The sequence below is a fragment of the Nonomuraea sp. B208 genome, assembly GCF_057536035.1.
Genome location: NZ_BAAJOU010000023.1, coordinates 157,343 through 174,325, shown reverse-complemented (window position 1 = coordinate 174,325; position 16,983 = coordinate 157,343). Strand labels below are relative to the sequence as shown.

Below are 16,983 nucleotides of genomic sequence, written 5' to 3'. Positions count from 1 at the left end.
GAATGGTCTGTTGCCGTCGAGACGTTCATGCCTAAGGTGTCATCGTGCAGCGCCTCGCCCTCTTCGACCTAGACAGGACACTTATCGACCTCAACGACGCGTTTCTGCGCTGGGTCGAGGAGTTCGCCGAGCAGCATCATTTGGACTCCGAAGACGTCGCCTGGCTCGTCGCCCTGGACCAAGGCGTGCATCCTCACCGAGAGGTCTTCTTCAACGAGGTGCGCGAGCACTTCGCGCTGCCGGAACCGGTCGAGGAGCTTTGGGCCGGCTACCGCTGGCGGATGCCCTACCTCGTACAGTGCTACCCCGGCGTTCTGGCAGAACTTGAGGGTCTGCGGGCCACGGGTTGGCGCGTAGGGATCGTGACCAATGGCATGGCGGACAACCAACTCGGCAAGCTCCGGCGGACGGGCCTGGCTGACGTGGTTGACGGCCATGCCGTGTCAGGGGTTGAGGGCGTACGGAAACCGGATGCCCGTCTCTTCGAAATCGCCGCTCAGCGATGCGGAACCAGCCTCGCCGAGGGCGGCTGGATGGTGGGTGACAACCTGGTCGCCGACATTGCAGGCGCTCAAGCGGCGGGTCTCCGCGGAATTTGGGTTGATCGAGGGACATGGCCGGGGCACGAGCATCGAGCCGATCACGTGGTGGAGGACGTCACCGAGGCGATTGCCATCATGTGTGATACGCATCAGCCGGGATAGATATTGAGCTTATGCCGTATGAGCAGTTCGACTCGACGGCGCCACTACCGCCCTTTATCGTCACATTGATCCCGTAAAGATAGTCGTCCTCAAGATCCGAAGGATCCAGGATGATGGCGACCCAGGAACAAATCGCTGCCGCCCGGCGCCTGATCGTCGCATGGGAAGAGGAATAGTTTCCTTCCTGACTCTCCATTACCTTAACTCATATTGATTCACACGTGACTCTGTGAAGGGCATTAAACATTCTACTAGACAGTAGGGCTCGGCGTCACTAAGTGACTAGTTAGATCTTTTCAAGCAAGCACAGAAAAGTAGCCGGCACCCCAGTCCGACATCGTGGAAATAACGAGACGTCAAGTCGGAACTAGCTTGCATGTACGATCTCCAGCTGCACTAGCCATCTCAGAACCAGCAAGGCCTGAGTGACGCTCAGACCAGCTGGCGGCTCTTCGCTTAGTCGCGAGCGAACATCGGCAGGTCGCGCGCTCTGTATCAACTCCGCAATTTCGGTCGCACCAGCCACTCTGCGGAGGACACTCTGCTGAAGAATCGACAGACTTCTTTCCTCGACGAACCGTTCACCTAGAGGTGTAAGCCCAACCCGACCGCCTTGTATATGTGCCAGGCCAAGAGAAACCAATACTCTCATACGCCTACGTGCAACAGTTCTTAGCGTTATGCTCGGGAAGCGCTTCTGGAAGGCATCTAGGTATGAGGCCAGATCAGGAGCCTCCTTAACAAGGCGCGCCATATCGCTGACCATGTCGAGGTAGTTGCCACTCCTGCCTTCTGGGAGTTTATCCAGGAGATAACGTTCATCTGGGCCAGTCAAAAAATCTTCTTGATCCTCCATATCTTCCTCGCTCCACTCTTCTCGAGCTTCTCTGGACAGATAGGCGCCCACTCTATTGACGTCTTCGACGGAAGCATCACTAACGTCCACAGCCAACAGTTTCTTGGCATGGACTAGCAAGCTTTCGGGGCGGAGCATCAAAAGGCTCTGCCCCCTTCTATCTTTCATCTCCTGTACTAGCTCAAGGCGTGGGCCGCATGCCTCACCATGCTCCTTTCTCCACCAATCCTCTTTCACGTCTCCAGTCACAAATAGAACGTCCGTCTCGCGCCTATCAGCCTCCCGCAAGACTTGCTCCCAAAGAATGAAGTCGCCCGTTGCCCTATCGTCTCCTCCACTATTACTCTTACCCTTGTCCTTGTAACCGGGAGGGAACTTGCTTTTCGATCCTGTCCAAGGCCTCTTGAACCAATTCCTGATACAGCGCGGGAGGAAATGGCTCGCCTCTCCTACCTTCGATAATCGGCTCGAGGCCTTCTAGCACTGGATCTTCGTGGGTGATCCGAGAGAGCTCGGAAGACTCTTTGTCCATAACATCTTTGATGCGCTTGCTTACAGCCACAAACGCATCATCCAGCATATTCCCAAGTTCAGTAGTTATCGCCTCCAAGAGGGATCGCTCTCTATGGCAACCAGGCGGACATACAACTGGAGACGGCGCCTGGCCATGCCCCAGTCGCCTACGATCCGTGTTCGGGGACATATGCGGGATGATCTTTCTGCGGCCGCGGCCAGCGCGCAGCATCTGCGCAGGTCGGAGTACGTATGACAGCCGGACAGCCCCCACACTCCTAACCTCGATCTTTCTCGGGCTTGAGTTGGTCGGCTGGGAGGTTCAGCTGGGGTCGACTTTCTCGCTGTGGTCAGCTTGGATGCCCGGCTGTCGCGCCGGGTGGGCGGGGTTCCACGGTCCCGCGGGTCTCCTTTCCTGATCGTGGGGGCGGGTTGGTGCTGGTCAGGTCGGTGCCGGCAGGGCGTGCAGGCGGGTCAGGGCGGTGATGATCTGCCGGGCCCAGGGCCATCGCGCGGGGATGCGGAGATGCAGGCGGCGGCCGCCGTGCACCAGCCGGCCGGCGATGGCGAACAGGCGCAGACGCAGGCGTTTGGGCTCGTAGCGGCGGGCGTCGGTGTCGTGCAGGGCGAGCATCTGCATCCAGGCGAGCAGTTCGCAGGCCAGGGCGACGATCTCGAGCCAGATCTGGTTCTGGGTGAAGTCGTGCAGGGGCAGGTTGCGCAGGCCGGTGTCCTTGGCGGCGCGGATGCGGTCTTCGGCGCGGGCGCGGCGGCGGTGGCGTAGTTCCAGATCGGCGAGCTGGCCGCCTGGAGTGCCCGTGACGAAGCAGGTGAAGCGGTGTCCGTCGAGGTCGGTGAAGCGCAGATGGGCGCCGGGGTGCGGGCGTTCTTTGCGGACGATGACGCGCATGCCCTTGGGCCAGCCGGTCAGCTCCAGCAGGCCGGTGAGTTCGGCGACTCAGGCGCCGGGCCGTGGTTGGCGGTCGGCGTTGTAGGCGGGGGTCCAGGCGGTGGCGGGCGGTTTGAGAATCGCCTGCGCGATGTCGTCGGTGATGGTGAAGCCGATGGAGTACTTCAGCCAGCGTCCCGGGCGGGTGAGCCAGTTCAGGAATTCATGGGTGCCGCCGCCGGAGTCGGTGCGGATGAGGACGTTGCGCCGCAGGTGCTTGGGGAGTTGGGCCCGGGCGAGCCGGGTGGTCTCGATGTGGTCGGCGGCGGTGTTGGAGCCGGCGTTGCCCGGCCGCAGCAGCAGAGCCAGCGGTTCTCCGCCACCGCTGGGGCCGTGGTCGGCGAAGGCGGTCATCGGGTGAAAGCCGTAGCTTTTCTTCCAGGTCGGTGCCGCGTGCTGCTTGTCGGAGTGGGAGATGACGATGGTGGCGTCGAGGTCGACGATCACGGGCTGGCCGTCGGTTCCGGGGGCGCGACTGGCGGCCAGGTGCCAAGCGCGTTCACGGCGGTGGCGCGGGCGGCGCGGATGGCCTGCAGCGCGCGGGCCTCATCGGCGGCGAGCCGGTCGATCAGGCGTGAGACGGTCGGGTCGGAGGCGACGAGGCCGAACAGTTCGGGCTGGGAGCGCAGCAGGGCGATGTCGGCCATGCAGTCCCCGACGAGCGCCAGGGTGAGGGCCAGATCAGTGATGATCTTTGCGGGGTCGTGCACTGCTCGGCTGGGCCGCCACCGCTCCAGCCGCTGCGAGAGGTCCTTGTCCAGTCCGGTGATGCGGAGTATCTGCGTCAGCAGCAGACTGCCGGAGTGGGAGACCAGCCCGCGGCCGTCGGCGGATACGGTGATCTTGCTGCGGGAGGCGGTAGAGTTCACTCGGAAAGTGCCTTCTGATCTGGGTTGGACGGGGCCTTAGACAAGTCCGATCCTCCCAGCTCAAGGGCACTTTTCTTATGTGAATGATCAGGTTGACTCAAATTCGCCGTGAAAGCCGCAGGCTAATGCGGATGCTGTGCGCGCCACCGCTGAATGGCGTGCTGGGGCCGGTGGGCGAGTGTGCCGGAGTCGAGGATCAGCGTCTGGCCGGTGAGGCAGCGGCTCTCGTCGCAGGCCAGGAAGGCGACCAGGTTCGCGACGTCGTCCACGGAGCAGGGCCAGGGGAGCAGGCGTTCCGCGGCCTTGTCGGCGAGCTGCGCGGGGGTCAGGGCGCGTTCGGCGGCCGGGGTGAGGACGAGCGCGGGGGCGACGGCGTTGCAGCGGACGCCGCGGGCGCCGTACATCGTGGCGACGTGCCGGGCGAAGCCCACCAAGGCGGCCTTCGAGGCGCCGTAGGCGGCGTGCGCCCCGTCCCCCACGAACGCCGACACCGACGAGGTCAGGACGATCGAGCCGCCGTCCGGCATGGCCGGCACCGCGTGCTTGACCAGCAGCATGGCGCCCCGCAGGTTGACCTCCATGGTGCGGTCCCACACGGCGACGTCGAGGTCCTCCAGGCCGCGGTCGCGCCCGTACACGTCGGGGCCGAGCGCGGCGGCGTTGGAGTGCAGCACGTCCACCCGCCCGTACGCCGCCACCAGCGCCCCGACGGCCGCCGCGACCTGCTTCTCGGCGGAGACGTCGCACTCCAGCGCGAGCGCGTCGCCGCCGCGCCGCCGTACGGCGGCGGCGGTGTCCTCGGCGGCCTGGCCGCGTACGTCGAGCACGCCCACGCGCGCCCCCTCGGCGGCCAGCCGCAGCGCGCAGGCCGCCCCGATCCCCGACCCGGCCCCGCTCACCAGCGCGACCCGCCCAAGAAGCCGGCCGGAGAGCCGGCCCGTCACCATTCCACCCGCAGCGCCGTGAGCCCGCGCCCGACCAGCGACCTGCGGTACGTCACCGGCTCCCCCGGCGCGAGCCGCAGCCCCGGCAGGCGGCGGCCGAGCACCTCCAGCGCGGTCCGCAGCTGCAGGCGGCCGAGCGCCGCGCCCACGCAGAAGTGGATGCCGTAGCCGAAGACCAGGTGGTCGGCGGCGTTCGGCCGGTCCACGACGAAGCGCTCCGGCTCGGGGAAGACGCTCTCGTCGTGCCCGGCGGAGTCGGTGGACAGCAGCACGAGGGCGCCGGCCGGGATGGTCACGCCGTGCAGGACGACGTCCTCGGTGGTGTGGCGGAAGGAGCCGAGCGAGGCGCCGTCGATGCGCATGCACTCCTCGGCGGCGTTGCCGATCAGCGGCGGCGGCACCGGCCAGGCGCCCTCGCGCAGCAGCCGCAGGACGGTGTTGCCGAGCTGGTTGGGCACGGTGTCGTTGCCGCCGAGCAGGATCGTGGAGATCAGCTCGACGACCTCGCGGTGGGTCAGCTCGTCGCCGATGAGCGCGGTCATGAGCGAGGTGAAGTCGTCGCGCGGGTCCTTGGCGCGGGCGGCGACCAGCCGATCCACGTAGTCGAGATAGGTGAGGAAGCCGCCCGCCAGCTCCAGCTGGCGCTCGGGCGGCTGCGGCGACAGGAACAGCTGGAACCAGTCCTTGACCCGCGCCTGCACGAACGCCTCGTCCGCCTCCGGCACCCCGATGAAGCGGGCGGTCAGCTTCACGGACGGCTCGTGCCCGAGCTCGGTCACGAAGTCGGCCGCGCCGCGCGGGGCCACCCGGTCGAGCAGGTCCTCGTTGAGCCGGCGGAAGGCGTCCTCCATGGCGGCGACCGCGCGCGGCGTGAACGCCCGCGACACCGACCGGCGCAGCCGGGTGTGGACGGGCGGGTCCACGTTGGCGACGAAGCTCGACAGGAACGAGCCGTGCTCGCCCAGCTTCTCCCTGGTCGCGTCCGTCAGGCTGCGGGAGATGGTGAGCGAGCCCTGGGAGGAGAAGCGCCGGGGGTCGCCGTAGGCGGCGCGCACGTCGGCGTAGCGGGTCAGCACCCAGGCCCGCAGGTGCTCGCTCCAGAACACCGGCGACTCGCGCCGCAGCCGGGCGAGGAACGGGTACGGGTCCGCGACGTGCCAGTCCGCGCTGACGTCGAAGTCCCGGGCCTCCGGCAGGGTGGTCATCGCAGGATCCTCCGCGGGTTGCCGACGAGCATCTGGTGGATCTGGTCGTCCGTGACGCCCCGCTTGCGCAGCTCGGGCAGGACGTCGCGGGAGATGTGCAGCAGGTGGTAGTCCGGATGGCGGCGGCGGACGACCTCGGCGTCGAAGCGGTCGTTGAAGCAGTACGAGTCGTGCCCCAGCACCAGCCGGTCCGCGTGCCCGCGCGCGCACAGCTCCGCCACCACGGCCACCCGCTGCTCGAACGGCGCGATCGTGTCGATGCCGAAGCGGTCCATGCCCAGGTAGGAGCCGCCCGCCAGCAGCTCCTCCAGGTACGCGAGGTCGGCCGAGTCCCCCGCGTGCCCGATCACCACCCGTTCCGGGTCCACCCCGAGCGAGACGAGCAGCCGCTGCTGCTCCAGCCCGCCCCTGGAGGCGCTGTGCGAGTGCGTGGTGATGGGCGCGCCGGTCTCCAGGTGCGCCTCGGCGACCGCCCGGAACACCCGCTCGCAGCCCTTGGTCATCCCGAGGTGGTCCGAGGCGCACTTGAGGATGGCGGCGCGGACGCCGGTCCTGCCGATGCCCTCGGTGAGGTCGCGGACGAAGAACTCGGCCAGCCGGTCCGGCCCGCCGAACAGCGACCCCGGCCCCCGGTTGGCGAAGTACGGCGGCAGCGCGTCGTAGGTGTAGAGGCCGGTCGCGGCCACGATGTTGACCGAGGTCAGCTCGGCGACCAGCCGTACCGAGGGGATGTGCCGGCCGAGCCCGAGCACGGTGAGGTCCACGACGGTGTCGATGCCCTCGGCCTTCAGCGCGTCGAGCTTGGCCGCGGCCTCCCGCGCTCGCGTCTCGGGGTCCCAGCCCTCGGGGATGTCCGGCCAGTTCCACAGGATCTCCGGGCTGAGCCCGAAGACGTGCTCGTGCATGAGCGTCGCCCCGAGGTCGGCGACCGGTCCTCTCAGGGTCTCGGGCACGGGAACCTCTCGTGCTCGAAGGGCCGGTTGACCTCCAGGCCGAGCCCGTCGGTCTGCGCGTACGGCAGGCCGGTGTAGAGGGCGTCGGCGTCGAAGTAGGTGACCGTGAACGACAGCCGCGGCCGGTCGTGCCGGTTGGCGGGCGCGCCGTGCACGGTCAGGGCGTGGTGCGCGGTGGCGTCGCCGGCCGCGAGGTCGAGCGGCGGCGACAGCTCCAGCTCCTTGAGCCACGGGTGCTGGCTGAGCTGGTCGTCGCCCGGCCGGGTGAAGCTGCGTCCGAGCAGGCCGTGGCGGTGGGAGCCGCTGTAGAAGCGCAGGGCTCCCATGTCGGCGGGCACGTCGGCGAGCGCGAGCCAGACGGTGAGCATGGCCGAGCGGTCCATCGGCATCCAGGGGAAGTCCTGGTGGAACTCTGTGGCGCCGTGCTCGCCCGCCTCCTTGACCAGCAGGTTGGTGACCTGCACGCGCACCGCGCGGACGCCGCCCAGCAGCCGGACGGCGGTCCGTCCCATCCTGGGGTCGAGCGCGAGCGCGCCGAACGCCTCGTCGGCGGCGGCGACGTCCCTGGACTGCCCGAACGCCCGGTCGACCGCCGTCCGCCCGGCGCGGTCCCGGTCGCGCAGGTGAGCGAGGGCGCGTTCGCGCAGCTCGGCGGCGGCGCCGGGGTCGATGAGCCGGCCGAGCCGCACCCAGCCGTGCTCGTGGAAGAACGCGGCCTCGTCGTCGGTGGCCTCGCGCACGGGGATCTCCATGACGCTCAGTCTCGCACCTGTAGCAAGCGCTTGCTAGAGTGCCGGGCACAGGCACTGGATCGGACTCGCAGGAGGGGCCGTGCGGCCGTTCAGGTTCGGGGCGGTGCTCCGCGAGGCGGAGTCCGGCAAGGCGTGGGCCGGCAAGGCCCGGCGGCTGGAGGACTCCGGGTTCGGCCTGCTGCTCGTGCCCGACCACCTGGCCGGGGACCGCCTCGCGCCGATCCCCGCGCTCACCGCCGCCGCCTGCGCCACGGAACGGCTGCGCGTCGGCACGCTCGTCCTCGCCAACGACTTCCGCCACCCCGCCGTGCTGGCCAAGGAGGCGGCCACCCTCGACCTGCTGTCCGGCGGCCGGCTGGAGGTCGGGCTCGGCACCGGCTGGATGGCGGCCGACTACGCGGGCGCCGGCCTGCCCCTGGACCCGCCCGGGGTCCGCGTCGAACGGCTCGCCGAGGCCATCGCCGTGCTCAAGGGCCTCTGGGCGGACGGGCCGTGCCACTTCACCGGCCGGCACTACCGGATCGACGGGCTCGACCAGCGGCCCCGGCCCGTGCAGCGGCCCCACCCGCCGCTGATCGTCGGGGGCGGCGGGCCGCGCGTGCTGCGCCTGGCCGCCGAGCAGGCCGACCACGTCAACCTCACCATGCGGGTACGCCCCGACGGCACCGGCCCCGACCCCGGCGACGGCGGGGCGGAGGCGTTCCTCGCCCGGCTGCGGCGCGTACGCGCGGCGGCCGGCGACCGCTACGACCGGCTGGAGCTGGGCACGAGCGTCCTGCAGGTGGGCGAGAGGAAGGCTGAGGAGCCGTGGAGCGCGGCCAGGTCGGCCGCGCTGGACGGGACCCCGCAGGTCCTCCTCGGCACCCGCCACGACCTCGCCGACACCCTGCGTCGTTGGCGCGACGAGCACGACGTCTCCTGCTTCGTCATCCACCACGAACGCGACCTCGCCGCCTTCACCCCCGTCGCCGAGGAACTGGCCGGAAGGTGAGGGGAGCGGCCGACAAGCCCGCCTTCACCCCTGTGCCCGTGGCCCGGTCCGCGCCGCCGAGGAGCCGGTCAGACGGTGAGGACGACCTTGCCCATCGTGTCCCTGTTCTCCAGGGCCGCGTGCGCCGCGGCGGCCTCGGCCAGCGGGAACTCCTGCACCGCCGGCGTCAGCAACCCCTCGGCCGCCGCCTCCAGGGCCCGCGCCCGCAGCTCGGTCACGCCCCCGTCGCGCCCCAGCAGATGGCCGATGCCGTCGAGCACGGCGATCCCCCGCGCCTCCACTTCGGCGGGGTCCGGCCGGAACCACTCCCCCGACGCCGACCCGTACACCACGTGCCGCCCGCCCCGGCCGAGCAGCCCGTGCGCGGCCCGCCCGAGCTCGCCGCCGACCCCGTCGAAGACGACGGTGACCTCGCCGGACAGCTCGCGTACCGACTTGTCCCAGCCCGCCTCCAGGTAGTCGACGGCGAGGTCCGCCCCCAGCTCCGCGACCCGCGCGGCCTTGGCGGGCCCGCCGGCCGCCCCGGCCACGGTCGCGCCGGCGCGGCGGGCGTACTGCACGAGCAGCGTCCCGACGCCGCCGGCCGCCGCCAGCACCAGCACCACGTCCCCCGGCCCGATCGGGGCCAGCTCCAGCAGCCCGTACGTGGTCGCCCCCGTCGTGTTCATGGCGACGGCCGCACCGAAGCCCACCTGGTCCGGCAGCTCGGTCAACGCGGCGGCGGGCGCCACGGCGCGCGAGGCGTAGCCGCCCGTGCTCACCTCGGCCGTCACCACCCGGCGGCCCACCAGCCCGGCGGGCACGCCCTCGCCCACCGCCTCCACGACCCCGGCCACCTCCGAGCCGAGCACGACGGGCAGCTCGGGCGCGGGGTGCGGCCCGACGCCCTGCCCCTGACGGAGCAGGGTCTCGATGAAGTGCAGCCCGGCCGCGCGCACGGCGACGCGCGCCTCGCCGGGGCCGGGCACGGGGTCGGGAAGGGTCTCCAGCCGGAGGTTGGCAGCAGGTCCGTACGCATGCAGTCTTATCGCGTCCATGACCCCACCCTGCTACCTCAAGCTACCTTGAGGTCAAGCGTCCGGGATGATGGTCACCATGGACGAGATGCTGCTGCTCCGGCACGGTGAGACCGAGTGGAGCAAGGCGGGCAGGCATACCGGGCGCACCGACCTGCCCCTGACGGAGCGCGGCGAGGAGCAGGCCAGGGCGCTCGCGCCCCTGGTCGAGAAGGGGGACTTCGGCCTGGTGCTGGTCTCCCCCGCCGAGCGGGCGCGCCGCACCGCCGACCTGGCCGGGCTGACCGGCTACGAGGTGGACCCCGACCTGTGGGAGTGGGACTACGGCGGCTACGAGGGCGTCACCACGCCGCGCATCCGGGAGGACCGCCCCGGCTGGTACCTGTGGCGCGACGGCGTGATCCCCGGCGACGCCGAGCATCCCGGCGAGAGCGCCGCCCAGGTGGCGGCCCGCGCCGACCGGGTGATCGAACGGGCCCGGTCGGCGGAGGGACGGGTGGCCCTGGTCGCCCACGGGCATTTCCTGCGCGTCCTGGCCGCCCGCTGGCTCGGGTTGGACCCCTCCGAGGGCCGGCTGTTCAGGCTGGACACCGGCACCTACTCCCGGCTCGGCCACGAGCACGCCGAGCCGGTGCTGCTGGCCTGGAACGCGCCGGTCCACTAGCCCGTCCGCCGCCGCCCGCCCCGGTGAGCACGACGGTCTGCACGCCTCAGCTCGGCGGGCTCCCGGGCGCCAGGCGGCAGCCGGGGAACGGTGCCAGCAGCGTCTCACGCCAGGGGCCGTCGAGATGGTCGCGCGCCCGTTTGGCCCAGTCCAGCAGCCGGGGATCGGGCGCGGCCTCGTCGTCGAGGCCGAGGGCGGCGTCGCGGGCCCGCTGGGTGGCGAGGTGGTCGTCCAGCGAGACGGCCCAGACGGTGACCGCCTCGGTGTCGCAGAACAGCACCTCGTACAGGCCGACCAGGGTGTGCCCGTGCTCGGCGAGCAGGGGGGCGCGCTCGGCGCGTACGGCGGCGAGGTAGTCGAGTGCGGCGCCGGGCCGGACGCGGGCGCTTTCGAACAGGAACAGCTCGGCGGCGGGCGCCTCGGCCAGCGGCGGGCAGCCGGGCACGGCGCCGAGCGGGCGGGAGAAGGCGGAGAAGCGCAGGTCGTCGATGTCGGACAGGAACAGCCGCTCGTCCACCCCGCGGTAGATCTCCATCATCTGCCGCCAGCCGCCGTCCCAGCCGCCGTGGCAGTCCCAGAGGGTGACCGCCTTGAACTGCGGGTGGCCGGTGATGCCGACGGCGTAGAAGGCGCCGACGAGGTCGATGTCGCGCGACCTGATGGATTTCCCGGCGGTGAGCGAGGGAGCCTCGCGGGTCTCGTCCTCGCGTTTGTACGCGGTCAGCCAGGTGAGGTAGTCCAGCGGCCGCCTGGAGTTCATGGGCCGGAAGTCGACCTCTTCGAGCAGGTGGATCGCGCGCCGCACCACGCCGCCTCCTCTACCAAGCGGTTGCTTGGCCTGAGCCTAGCGATCAGGCGGGCGCTTGGGAAGGCTGCGGCCCCCGCCCGGTCAGCCACTCCAGCACCCGGCGATGCCCGGAGGTGGCGTCCTCGAAGTGACCCCAGTGCCAGTAACGGGGCTGGTCGCGGATGCCGGTCACCCACGTGCGGTACGAGACCGAGGCGCCCGTCGTGGCGGGCGCGACGCCATAAGTGCGGATCACGACCTTGCCGCCCGGCGCGAACAGCACGTCGTCGGCGATCGGATACAACGTCATCTGGTCGAGCATGACGTGAATCCTGTCCGAACGACGAGGCCGGGCGGTTACGCCGTCGGCGCGCCGCCGTTAAGCGGGCGCGCCGGATGTGAACAGCGTGTTAAACGAGCAGGTGTCAAACGAGCAGGCCGTCGAACTCTCCGTCCTTCACCCCGAGCACCAGGGCCCGGATCTCGTCACGGGTATAGATGAGCGCAGGGCCGTCGGGGAAGCGCGAGTTGCGGACCGCGATCCCGCCGTCGGGAAGCTCCGCGAGCTCGACGCAGTTGCCCTGCGAGTTGCTGTAGCGGCTCTTGCGCCACGCGACCTGGGTCAGGTCGGTCGCGGGCATGCCGTTGTAGGTCTGGTTCATCTACATCTTTCTGAGAAGACCGCCGATGAGCTCGACGGTGCCTCCTGGCGTGGTGCTCTCCACGCACAACTGCTCCATGGCCGTGAGGTACGGATCGATGTCCTCACGTTTGTCCAGGTACAGGGCACCCCAGAGCTGCTCGACGTAGACAACGTCCGACAAGTCGGACTCGGGAAACCGCAAGATGCTGAACGCACCCCCTTCGGCGGCGTGCTTGCCGTACCTGAAGGGCATCACCTGAATGGTGATGTTGGGCAGAGCGGCGACCTCCAGCAGGTGCTGGAGCTGCTCGCGCATGACCTCCCGCCCGCCGATGGTCCGCATGAGCGCCGCCTCGTCGATGACCGCCCACAACTTGGGGCCGTCCTTCTGGGTGAAGCGCTCCTGGCGCTGCATGCGCACGTGCACGCGGCGTTCGATGCCGTCCGGACTCGCATCGGGGTTGCCCAGCTCGTAGACCGATCGCGCGTACGCGGCCGTCTGCAGCAGGCCGGGCACGAACTGCACCTCATAGGTACGGATCACGCTCGCGGCCTCCTCCAGGCCCACGTACGTCGTGAACCACGAGGGCAGCTCGGCGGAGTACTTGTGCCACCACCCGGGGGTGTTGGCCTCGCGAACCATCTCCAGCAGGGCGCGGCGTTCGGCATCGTCGACGACGCCGTACAGGGTGAGCAGGTCCTCCACGTCACGTGTCTTGAATCCGACGCGTCCGAGCTCCATCCGGCTGATCTTGGACTCGGAGGCGCGGATGTGGAATCCGGCCTGTGCACGGTCGAGTCCGCTGGCCTCACGCAGGCGCCTGAGACTCGCCCCCAGCATGATGCGCCGAACGGTCGAACCGGATCCGGGCGGATCAATGGACACGTGCTGCTCCTTGGTCGTTTCCTTGCGCCACAGTCTGTCACTTCACGGCCGAAAGATCATGGGCCGCGGACAAGATCCCCTTTCCCCCTCATTGACCATTTGAGGGCAACCGTAGCGTGTGCACGGTGTGTCTGCACGTGCATTCGCTCTTGCACCTGCACGAGAGTTTGACGCAGAATGATCACGTGCAATCCACCACGGCACCGAGCCAGTGGACCACGTTCGATTGGTGGCCCCCGGTCGGCTGGTGGCCGGAGGCGGCTCGCGATCTGCTGGGCGCAGGCCCGTCCGCGAGCGCCACGTTCGTGCTCCCTCCCACCCCCGCGTCGGTCCACTCCGCCCGCAGCTACACCACCGGCGTCCTGGCCGGCTGGGGGCTGTCCGAGCTCGCCGAGAACATGGAGCTGGTGGTCTCGGAGCTGGCGACCAACGCGCTGCGCCACGGGCTGCGCCTCGACGAGCAGCGCCGCCCCTGCCCCGTCCACATGTCACTGGTCCGCCAGGGGTCCCTGGTGACCAGCGCTTTCACCGATCCAGGCTCCTCGGTGCCGGTGCTGCGATACCCTGGCCCCCTTGACACCGGCGGCCTCGGACTCCACATCGTCGAATCGCTCAGTCTCCGCTGGGGCTGGTCGGCCCTCGCCCCTCACGGAAAGATCGTCTGGGCAGTCCTCTCCTGACCGGGGGTGATCTGCATTACCGTGGATGCTCATGGCTCACGGTGAGTCCCGCGCGCGACCCCATGAGAGTGCTGACAGATGGAAGATCACCTGCTCGGCTGGCTGCGAACACTAGACGAAGACAGGCTTGCCCGCATCCTCGCGAACAGGCCCGACGCCATCGCGCCGCCGTGGCCGCGCCGGCTCGACACCCTCGCCCAGCGTCTCGGCGACGGGTTCGCCGTGATGCAGACCCTCCAGCGGCTCCCCCTGCCCTGTCTCCAGCTCGCCGAGGCGGCGCTGGCCCTCCCCCTGCCCACCGCCGACCGCCTGGCCGCCTTCGTCGACGCCCCGCCCGCCGAGGTGGACCCCTGGCTCGGCCACCTCTACGACCACGCGCTCGCCTGGCCGGGCGAGGACGGCGTGATCCGCCTGGCCGAGGGCGTCACCCGCTGGTGGGCCGCCCCGCTCGGTCTCGGCGAGCCGCTCGACCACTACCTCAACTCCTGGACCATCAGCAACGACGCGCTGCGCGCCCTCGCCCGCAACCTCGGCCTGCCCGCCCAGAGCCACAAACGCCGCACGATCACCCGCGTGGCCGAGGCGCTCGGCGACGCCGCCCGCGTCCACGGCCTGCTGCGCGACGCCCCCGACGGCACCGCCGCCCTGCTCGACCGCTTCGCCTGGGACGGCCCCGCGCTGCCCGTCGACGGCGGCCGCTTCGTCGCGCCCGGCACGCCCGAGAAGTGGTGCGCCGACCACGGCCTGCTGTTCCGGCCGAGCTGGCACGTCGCCGAGATCCCCCGCGAGGTCGCGCTGTGCCTGCGGGGCGCCGACTACCACCCGCCCTTCGCGCCCGAGCCGCCCGAGGTCCCCACCATCCCGGTCGACCCCGAGGAGGTCGACCACCTCATGACGCTGGCCGCCCCGCACGTCGTCGAACGCGCCGCGGCCCTGCTCGACAACACCTCCAAGAGCCCGCTGCCGCTGCTCAAGACCGGCGGCGTGGGCGTGCGCGAGGTGCGCAGGATGGCCAAGGAGACCGGCTGCGACGAGGACGAGACCCGCCTGCTGCTGGAGATCTGCACGGTCGCCCGGCTGCTGGCCTGGGACGAGCAGGCCGGCGGCCTGGTCCCCACCGAGCGTTTCGACCGCTGGCGGCTCGACGAGGGCGCGGCCCGCCTGCGCGTGCTGCTGTCGGCCTGGTGGCGCATGGAGCGCTCGTCGCTGCGCAAGTCCGACGGCCGCTACGGCACGGTGCTCGGCGACGACCCCGCGGGAGCCGCGGTCGCCCGGGTCCGCCGCGCGGTGCTGCCGGTGCTGGCCTGCCTGCCCGCCGGCACCGCGTACGCCGACCGCGACGGCCTGCTCGCCGCCGTCCACTGGCACGCCCCGCTCATCGAACGCCGGCTCCTGCTCGACTGCGGCCCCGCCGCGCTCGACGAGGCGAGCCTGCTCGGCCTGCTGGTCAACGGCGCGCTCACCGACCTCGGCCGCGCCCTCGCCGAGCTGACCGCCCACCCCGGCGACGAGGGCGACGACTCCGTCCCCATGGTCGAGCACGACCCGGTGCTCGTCGAGGTCTCCACCCGGGCCCTCGCGAGCGTGCGCCGCAGCGCCCTGTTCGGCCCCGACCTGACCGCCGTGGTGACCGGGCCGCCCTCGGCGGAGCTGGCCGCGCTGCTCGACCGGGTCGCCGAGCGCGAGTCACGCGGCGCGGCCTCGGTGTGGCGCTTCACCGCCGAGAGCGTACGCCGCGCCCTCGACCGCGGCCACGACCCCGACGAGCTGCTCGACGAGCTGGCCGCGGTCGGCGCCATCCCGCAGCCGCTCGAATACCTCGTCCGCGACACCGCCCGCCGGCACGGCGAGGTCACCGTCACCACCGTCGGCTGCGTCATCCAGGCCGGCGACCCCGCCCTGCTCGCCGAGATCACCGCCCACCGCCGGCTGACCCGGCTGGGCCTGCGCCTGCTCGCCCCCACCGTGCTGGTCAGCGCGGCCGGGGCCGAGCGCACGCTGGCGGCGCTGCGCGAGGCCGGCTACGCGCCGGTGCCCGTCTCCGACACCGGCGAGATCACCATCCGCCGCACCCGTCCCGCCGAGCTGGCCGGCGGCGCCGAGCCCGGCGCGGGCAAGCTCATCCTGCTGCCCGGCGGCCAGGTGGCCGAGCTGTCGGACCCCGGCCTGGAGACCCCGCCCCACCTGCTGGCCGAGCCGCCGCCCGACCCGCGCGAGCACGCCCGCAGGCTGATGGCGGCCGGGCGGGCCGGGGCCGAAAGGGGCGGCCGGACGTGGGCGGTGATCGGCCGCATGGCCACCCGGCTGCCGACGGCCCAGCAGTCGCTGCTCGGGTTCGTGGTCGACCGGGGGGTGCGGGCCGGGATCACCCTCACCGACGGCCTGACCGCCACGATCAGCCACGGCGAGCTGAAGGGCGGCGCCCTCGACGCCTGGTGCGAGGAGGCGGGCGACTACCTGGAGTTCCCCCTCGCCGAGATCGTCGAGGTGCGCGGCGCGTTCTAGCCGAGCGGCTTGGCCTTCTTCAGGTTCGCGACCAGCTCCTCCAGGAAGGTCGCGTAGCCCTGGTAGCTGAAGGGGGTCTCGGCGCTCCACGGGTAGAGCTGGCCGGCCTTGACGGCGGGGAGCTTGGCGAAGGTGGGCTTCTTCATCATCTCCTCCGGCTTCAGCGCCTGCGTACGGGTGTCGTAGAGGATGACGTCGGCCTCGTACTCGTCGGCGTTCTCCCAGCTCAGGGTCTGGAAGAAGCCGCCCTCGTCCACCTTCGTCGGGGTGACGACGTCGAGTCCGGCCGCCGTGAGGTGCTTGATGTCCGGGTACTCCGGCGGGTTGACGATCCAGAACGCGTCCGCGCCGCCCGAGACCATGAGGACCTTGAGGTCCTTGAACTGGGCGAGCTCCTGGGTCGCGGCCTCCATGCGGGCCTTCGCCTCGGGCACGCCGGCCATGTCGGCGCCGAGCGACTTGGCCAGCTCCTCGTAGCGGGAGATGACCTCGGTGGCGCTCTTGCCGGTGAGCATGATGCCGACCGTGGGGGCGACCTGCTCGATGGTGTCCTTGGACTTCTCGGGCACGTACCAGAGGGTGCCCTTGACGTACATGTTGCTGACCAGGAGGTCGGGCTGCAGGGCGATGTACTGCTCGACGTTGAACTCGTCCCAGACATTGCCGAGGCCCTGGACCTTGGTGATGTCGACGTTGCCGACCTGCGGGTCCCTGCTGCCGTCCTTGAGCTTGTGCGGGCCGAAGACGCCGACGGGGCGCACGCCGAAGTCCCACAGGGCGGCGGCGGAGCCGACCTGGGCGACGACCCTGGCGGGGACCTTGGGCAGGTCGAGCTTCTTGTCCCGGTCGTCGGTGAAGCTCCAGCCCTGCACGGCCGCGGAGCCCGAGGGCGCGGCCGAGCCCGAGGGGGCCGCCGTCGTGCCGCCGTCGCCGCCGCACGCCGCCAGTGTCAGGGCCGCCGCGAGTCCTGCCGTGGCCGACAGGAAGCCCCTGCGCGCCAGTACCGGTCCCGACATGTACGTCTCCTCTAAGGTTAGGCTTGCCTGGTTACCGAGCCATTAGATTA

The 16,983-nt window shown here is 70.5% G+C and carries 17 protein-coding genes and 1 pseudogene; 5 read left to right on the top strand and 13 right to left on the bottom strand.

What is annotated here, in order from left to right; genetic code table 11:
- Positions 1–44: 44 nt before the first annotated feature.
- Positions 45–704: an HAD family hydrolase gene (locus AC27IY_RS24690; RefSeq protein ID WP_423444530.1), complete on the top strand. Its 660-nt coding sequence runs from the start codon at positions 45–47 to the stop codon at positions 702–704.
- Between the two features lie 367 nt (positions 705–1,071).
- Here AC27IY_RS24690 and AC27IY_RS24685 read toward each other — a convergent pair whose 3' ends face one another.
- The 7 genes and pseudogenes from AC27IY_RS24685 to AC27IY_RS24655 all read right to left on the bottom strand — a co-directional run bounded on the left by AC27IY_RS24685 (position 1,072) and on the right by AC27IY_RS24655 (position 7,745).
- On the bottom strand, positions 1,072–1,980 hold the full coding sequence (locus tag AC27IY_RS24685; RefSeq protein WP_487179425.1) for a PIN-like domain-containing protein: 909 nt from the start codon (positions 1,978–1,980) through the stop codon (positions 1,072–1,074).
- The gene (locus AC27IY_RS24680; protein WP_449944496.1) at positions 1,907–2,263 is read right to left on the bottom strand and encodes a PIN-like domain-containing protein; all 357 of its coding nucleotides are present in this window, start codon (positions 2,261–2,263) and stop codon (positions 1,907–1,909) included. The genes AC27IY_RS24685 and AC27IY_RS24680 overlap by 74 nt, the downstream gene beginning before the upstream one ends.
- A 252-nt stretch (positions 2,264–2,515) precedes the next feature.
- Positions 2,516–3,891 (bottom strand): annotated as a pseudogene (locus AC27IY_RS24675) (IS1380 family transposase).
- Positions 3,892–4,013: 122 nt separating this feature from the next.
- A complete protein-coding gene (locus AC27IY_RS24670) occupies positions 4,014–4,838 on the bottom strand; it encodes an SDR family NAD(P)-dependent oxidoreductase (RefSeq protein ID WP_487179301.1) in 825 nt (274 codons plus the stop codon).
- The gene (locus AC27IY_RS24665) at positions 4,832–6,040 is read right to left on the bottom strand and encodes a cytochrome P450 (protein WP_487179300.1); all 1,209 of its coding nucleotides are present in this window, start codon (positions 6,038–6,040) and stop codon (positions 4,832–4,834) included. Before AC27IY_RS24665 ends, AC27IY_RS24670 begins: the two co-directional genes overlap by 7 nt.
- Positions 6,037–6,993, bottom strand: a complete 957-nt coding sequence (locus AC27IY_RS24660) for a phosphotriesterase family protein (protein ID WP_344214386.1) — start codon at positions 6,991–6,993, stop codon at positions 6,037–6,039. Before AC27IY_RS24660 ends, AC27IY_RS24665 begins: the two co-directional genes overlap by 4 nt.
- Positions 6,978–7,745 carry a phytanoyl-CoA dioxygenase family protein gene (locus AC27IY_RS24655; protein ID WP_487179299.1) on the bottom strand — a complete coding sequence of 256 codons (768 nt, stop codon included), beginning with the start codon at positions 7,743–7,745 and terminating at the stop codon, positions 6,978–6,980. Before AC27IY_RS24655 ends, AC27IY_RS24660 begins: the two co-directional genes overlap by 16 nt.
- Positions 7,746–7,824: 79 nt before the next feature.
- Here AC27IY_RS24655 and AC27IY_RS24650 point away from each other — a divergent pair, with 79 nt between their 5' ends.
- Complete coding sequence (locus AC27IY_RS24650; protein WP_487179298.1) at positions 7,825–8,736, top strand: TIGR03621 family F420-dependent LLM class oxidoreductase; 912 nt, start codon at positions 7,825–7,827, stop codon at positions 8,734–8,736.
- A gap of 68 nt (positions 8,737–8,804) precedes the next feature.
- On the opposite strand, the gene AC27IY_RS24645 is transcribed toward AC27IY_RS24650, so the two are convergent.
- Complete coding sequence (locus AC27IY_RS24645) at positions 8,805–9,773, bottom strand: zinc-binding dehydrogenase (RefSeq protein WP_449944485.1); 969 nt, start codon at positions 9,771–9,773, stop codon at positions 8,805–8,807.
- Positions 9,774–9,831: 58 nt separating this feature from the next.
- On the opposite strand from AC27IY_RS24645, the gene AC27IY_RS24640 reads away from it, so the two are divergent.
- Positions 9,832–10,416 carry a histidine phosphatase family protein gene (locus AC27IY_RS24640; protein WP_423472665.1) on the top strand — a complete coding sequence of 195 codons (585 nt, stop codon included), beginning with the start codon at positions 9,832–9,834 and terminating at the stop codon, positions 10,414–10,416.
- Positions 10,417–10,462: 46 nt separating this feature from the next.
- Here the strand turns inward: AC27IY_RS24640 and AC27IY_RS24635 are convergent, their stop codons facing one another.
- The 4 genes from AC27IY_RS24635 to AC27IY_RS24620 all read right to left on the bottom strand — a co-directional run bounded on the left by AC27IY_RS24635 (position 10,463) and on the right by AC27IY_RS24620 (position 12,687).
- Entirely contained in the window at positions 10,463–11,224 is a 762-nt protein-coding gene (locus AC27IY_RS24635; protein WP_423444545.1) for a hypothetical protein, read from the bottom strand.
- 43 nt (positions 11,225–11,267) lie between these two features.
- On the bottom strand, positions 11,268–11,525 hold the full coding sequence (locus AC27IY_RS24630; RefSeq protein ID WP_127931727.1) for a 3'-5' exonuclease family protein: 258 nt from the start codon (positions 11,523–11,525) through the stop codon (positions 11,268–11,270).
- Between the two features lie 103 nt (positions 11,526–11,628).
- Positions 11,629–11,865: a DUF397 domain-containing protein gene (locus tag AC27IY_RS24625; RefSeq protein WP_049559738.1), complete on the bottom strand. Its 237-nt coding sequence runs from the start codon at positions 11,863–11,865 to the stop codon at positions 11,629–11,631.
- On the bottom strand, positions 11,866–12,687 hold the full coding sequence (locus tag AC27IY_RS24620; RefSeq protein WP_344215043.1) for a helix-turn-helix domain-containing protein: 822 nt from the start codon (positions 12,685–12,687) through the stop codon (positions 11,866–11,868).
- A gap of 230 nt (positions 12,688–12,917) precedes the next feature.
- Between AC27IY_RS24620 and AC27IY_RS24615 the strand changes: the two genes are divergently transcribed.
- Together AC27IY_RS24615 and AC27IY_RS24610 are read left to right on the top strand one after the other, a co-directional pair.
- Complete coding sequence (locus AC27IY_RS24615; RefSeq protein ID WP_344214370.1) at positions 12,918–13,412, top strand: ATP-binding protein; 495 nt, start codon at positions 12,918–12,920, stop codon at positions 13,410–13,412.
- 78 nt (positions 13,413–13,490) lie between these two features.
- Positions 13,491–15,917: a helicase-associated domain-containing protein gene (locus tag AC27IY_RS24610; RefSeq protein WP_423444548.1), complete on the top strand. Its 2,427-nt coding sequence runs from the start codon at positions 13,491–13,493 to the stop codon at positions 15,915–15,917.
- Here the strand turns inward: AC27IY_RS24610 and AC27IY_RS24605 are convergent.
- On the bottom strand, positions 15,914–16,933 hold the full coding sequence (locus AC27IY_RS24605) for an ABC transporter substrate-binding protein (protein WP_487179297.1): 1,020 nt from the start codon (positions 16,931–16,933) through the stop codon (positions 15,914–15,916). The two genes, AC27IY_RS24610 and AC27IY_RS24605, sit on opposite strands and share 4 nt — an antisense overlap.
- Positions 16,934–16,983: the final 50 nt, after the last annotated feature.

What these genes read in the sequence shown, in the direction of transcription:
- AC27IY_RS24680 (WP_449944496.1), bottom strand. Translation starts at nt 2,263, where the DNA reads ATGTCCCCGAACACGGATCGTAGGCGACTGGGGCATGGCCAGGCGCCG.
- AC27IY_RS24670 (WP_487179301.1), bottom strand. Translation starts at nt 4,838, where the DNA reads ATGGTGACGGGCCGGCTCTCCGGCCGGCTTCTTGGGCGGGTCGCGCTG.
- AC27IY_RS24665 (WP_487179300.1), bottom strand. Translation starts at nt 6,040, where the DNA reads ATGACCACCCTGCCGGAGGCCCGGGACTTCGACGTCAGCGCGGACTGG.
- AC27IY_RS24655 (WP_487179299.1), bottom strand. Translation starts at nt 7,745, where the DNA reads ATGGAGATCCCCGTGCGCGAGGCCACCGACGACGAGGCCGCGTTCTTC.
- AC27IY_RS24645 (WP_449944485.1), bottom strand. Translation starts at nt 9,773, where the DNA reads ATGGACGCGATAAGACTGCATGCGTACGGACCTGCTGCCAACCTCCGG.
- AC27IY_RS24640 (WP_423472665.1), top strand. Translation starts at nt 9,832, where the DNA reads ATGGACGAGATGCTGCTGCTCCGGCACGGTGAGACCGAGTGGAGCAAG.
- AC27IY_RS24630 (WP_127931727.1), bottom strand. Translation starts at nt 11,525, where the DNA reads ATGCTCGACCAGATGACGTTGTATCCGATCGCCGACGACGTGCTGTTC.
- AC27IY_RS24625 (WP_049559738.1), bottom strand. Translation starts at nt 11,865, where the DNA reads ATGAACCAGACCTACAACGGCATGCCCGCGACCGACCTGACCCAGGTC.
- AC27IY_RS24620 (WP_344215043.1), bottom strand. Translation starts at nt 12,687, where the DNA reads ATGCTGGGGGCGAGTCTCAGGCGCCTGCGTGAGGCCAGCGGACTCGAC.
- AC27IY_RS24610 (WP_423444548.1), top strand. Translation starts at nt 13,491, where the DNA reads ATGGAAGATCACCTGCTCGGCTGGCTGCGAACACTAGACGAAGACAGG.
- AC27IY_RS24605 (WP_487179297.1), bottom strand. Translation starts at nt 16,933, where the DNA reads ATGTCGGGACCGGTACTGGCGCGCAGGGGCTTCCTGTCGGCCACGGCA.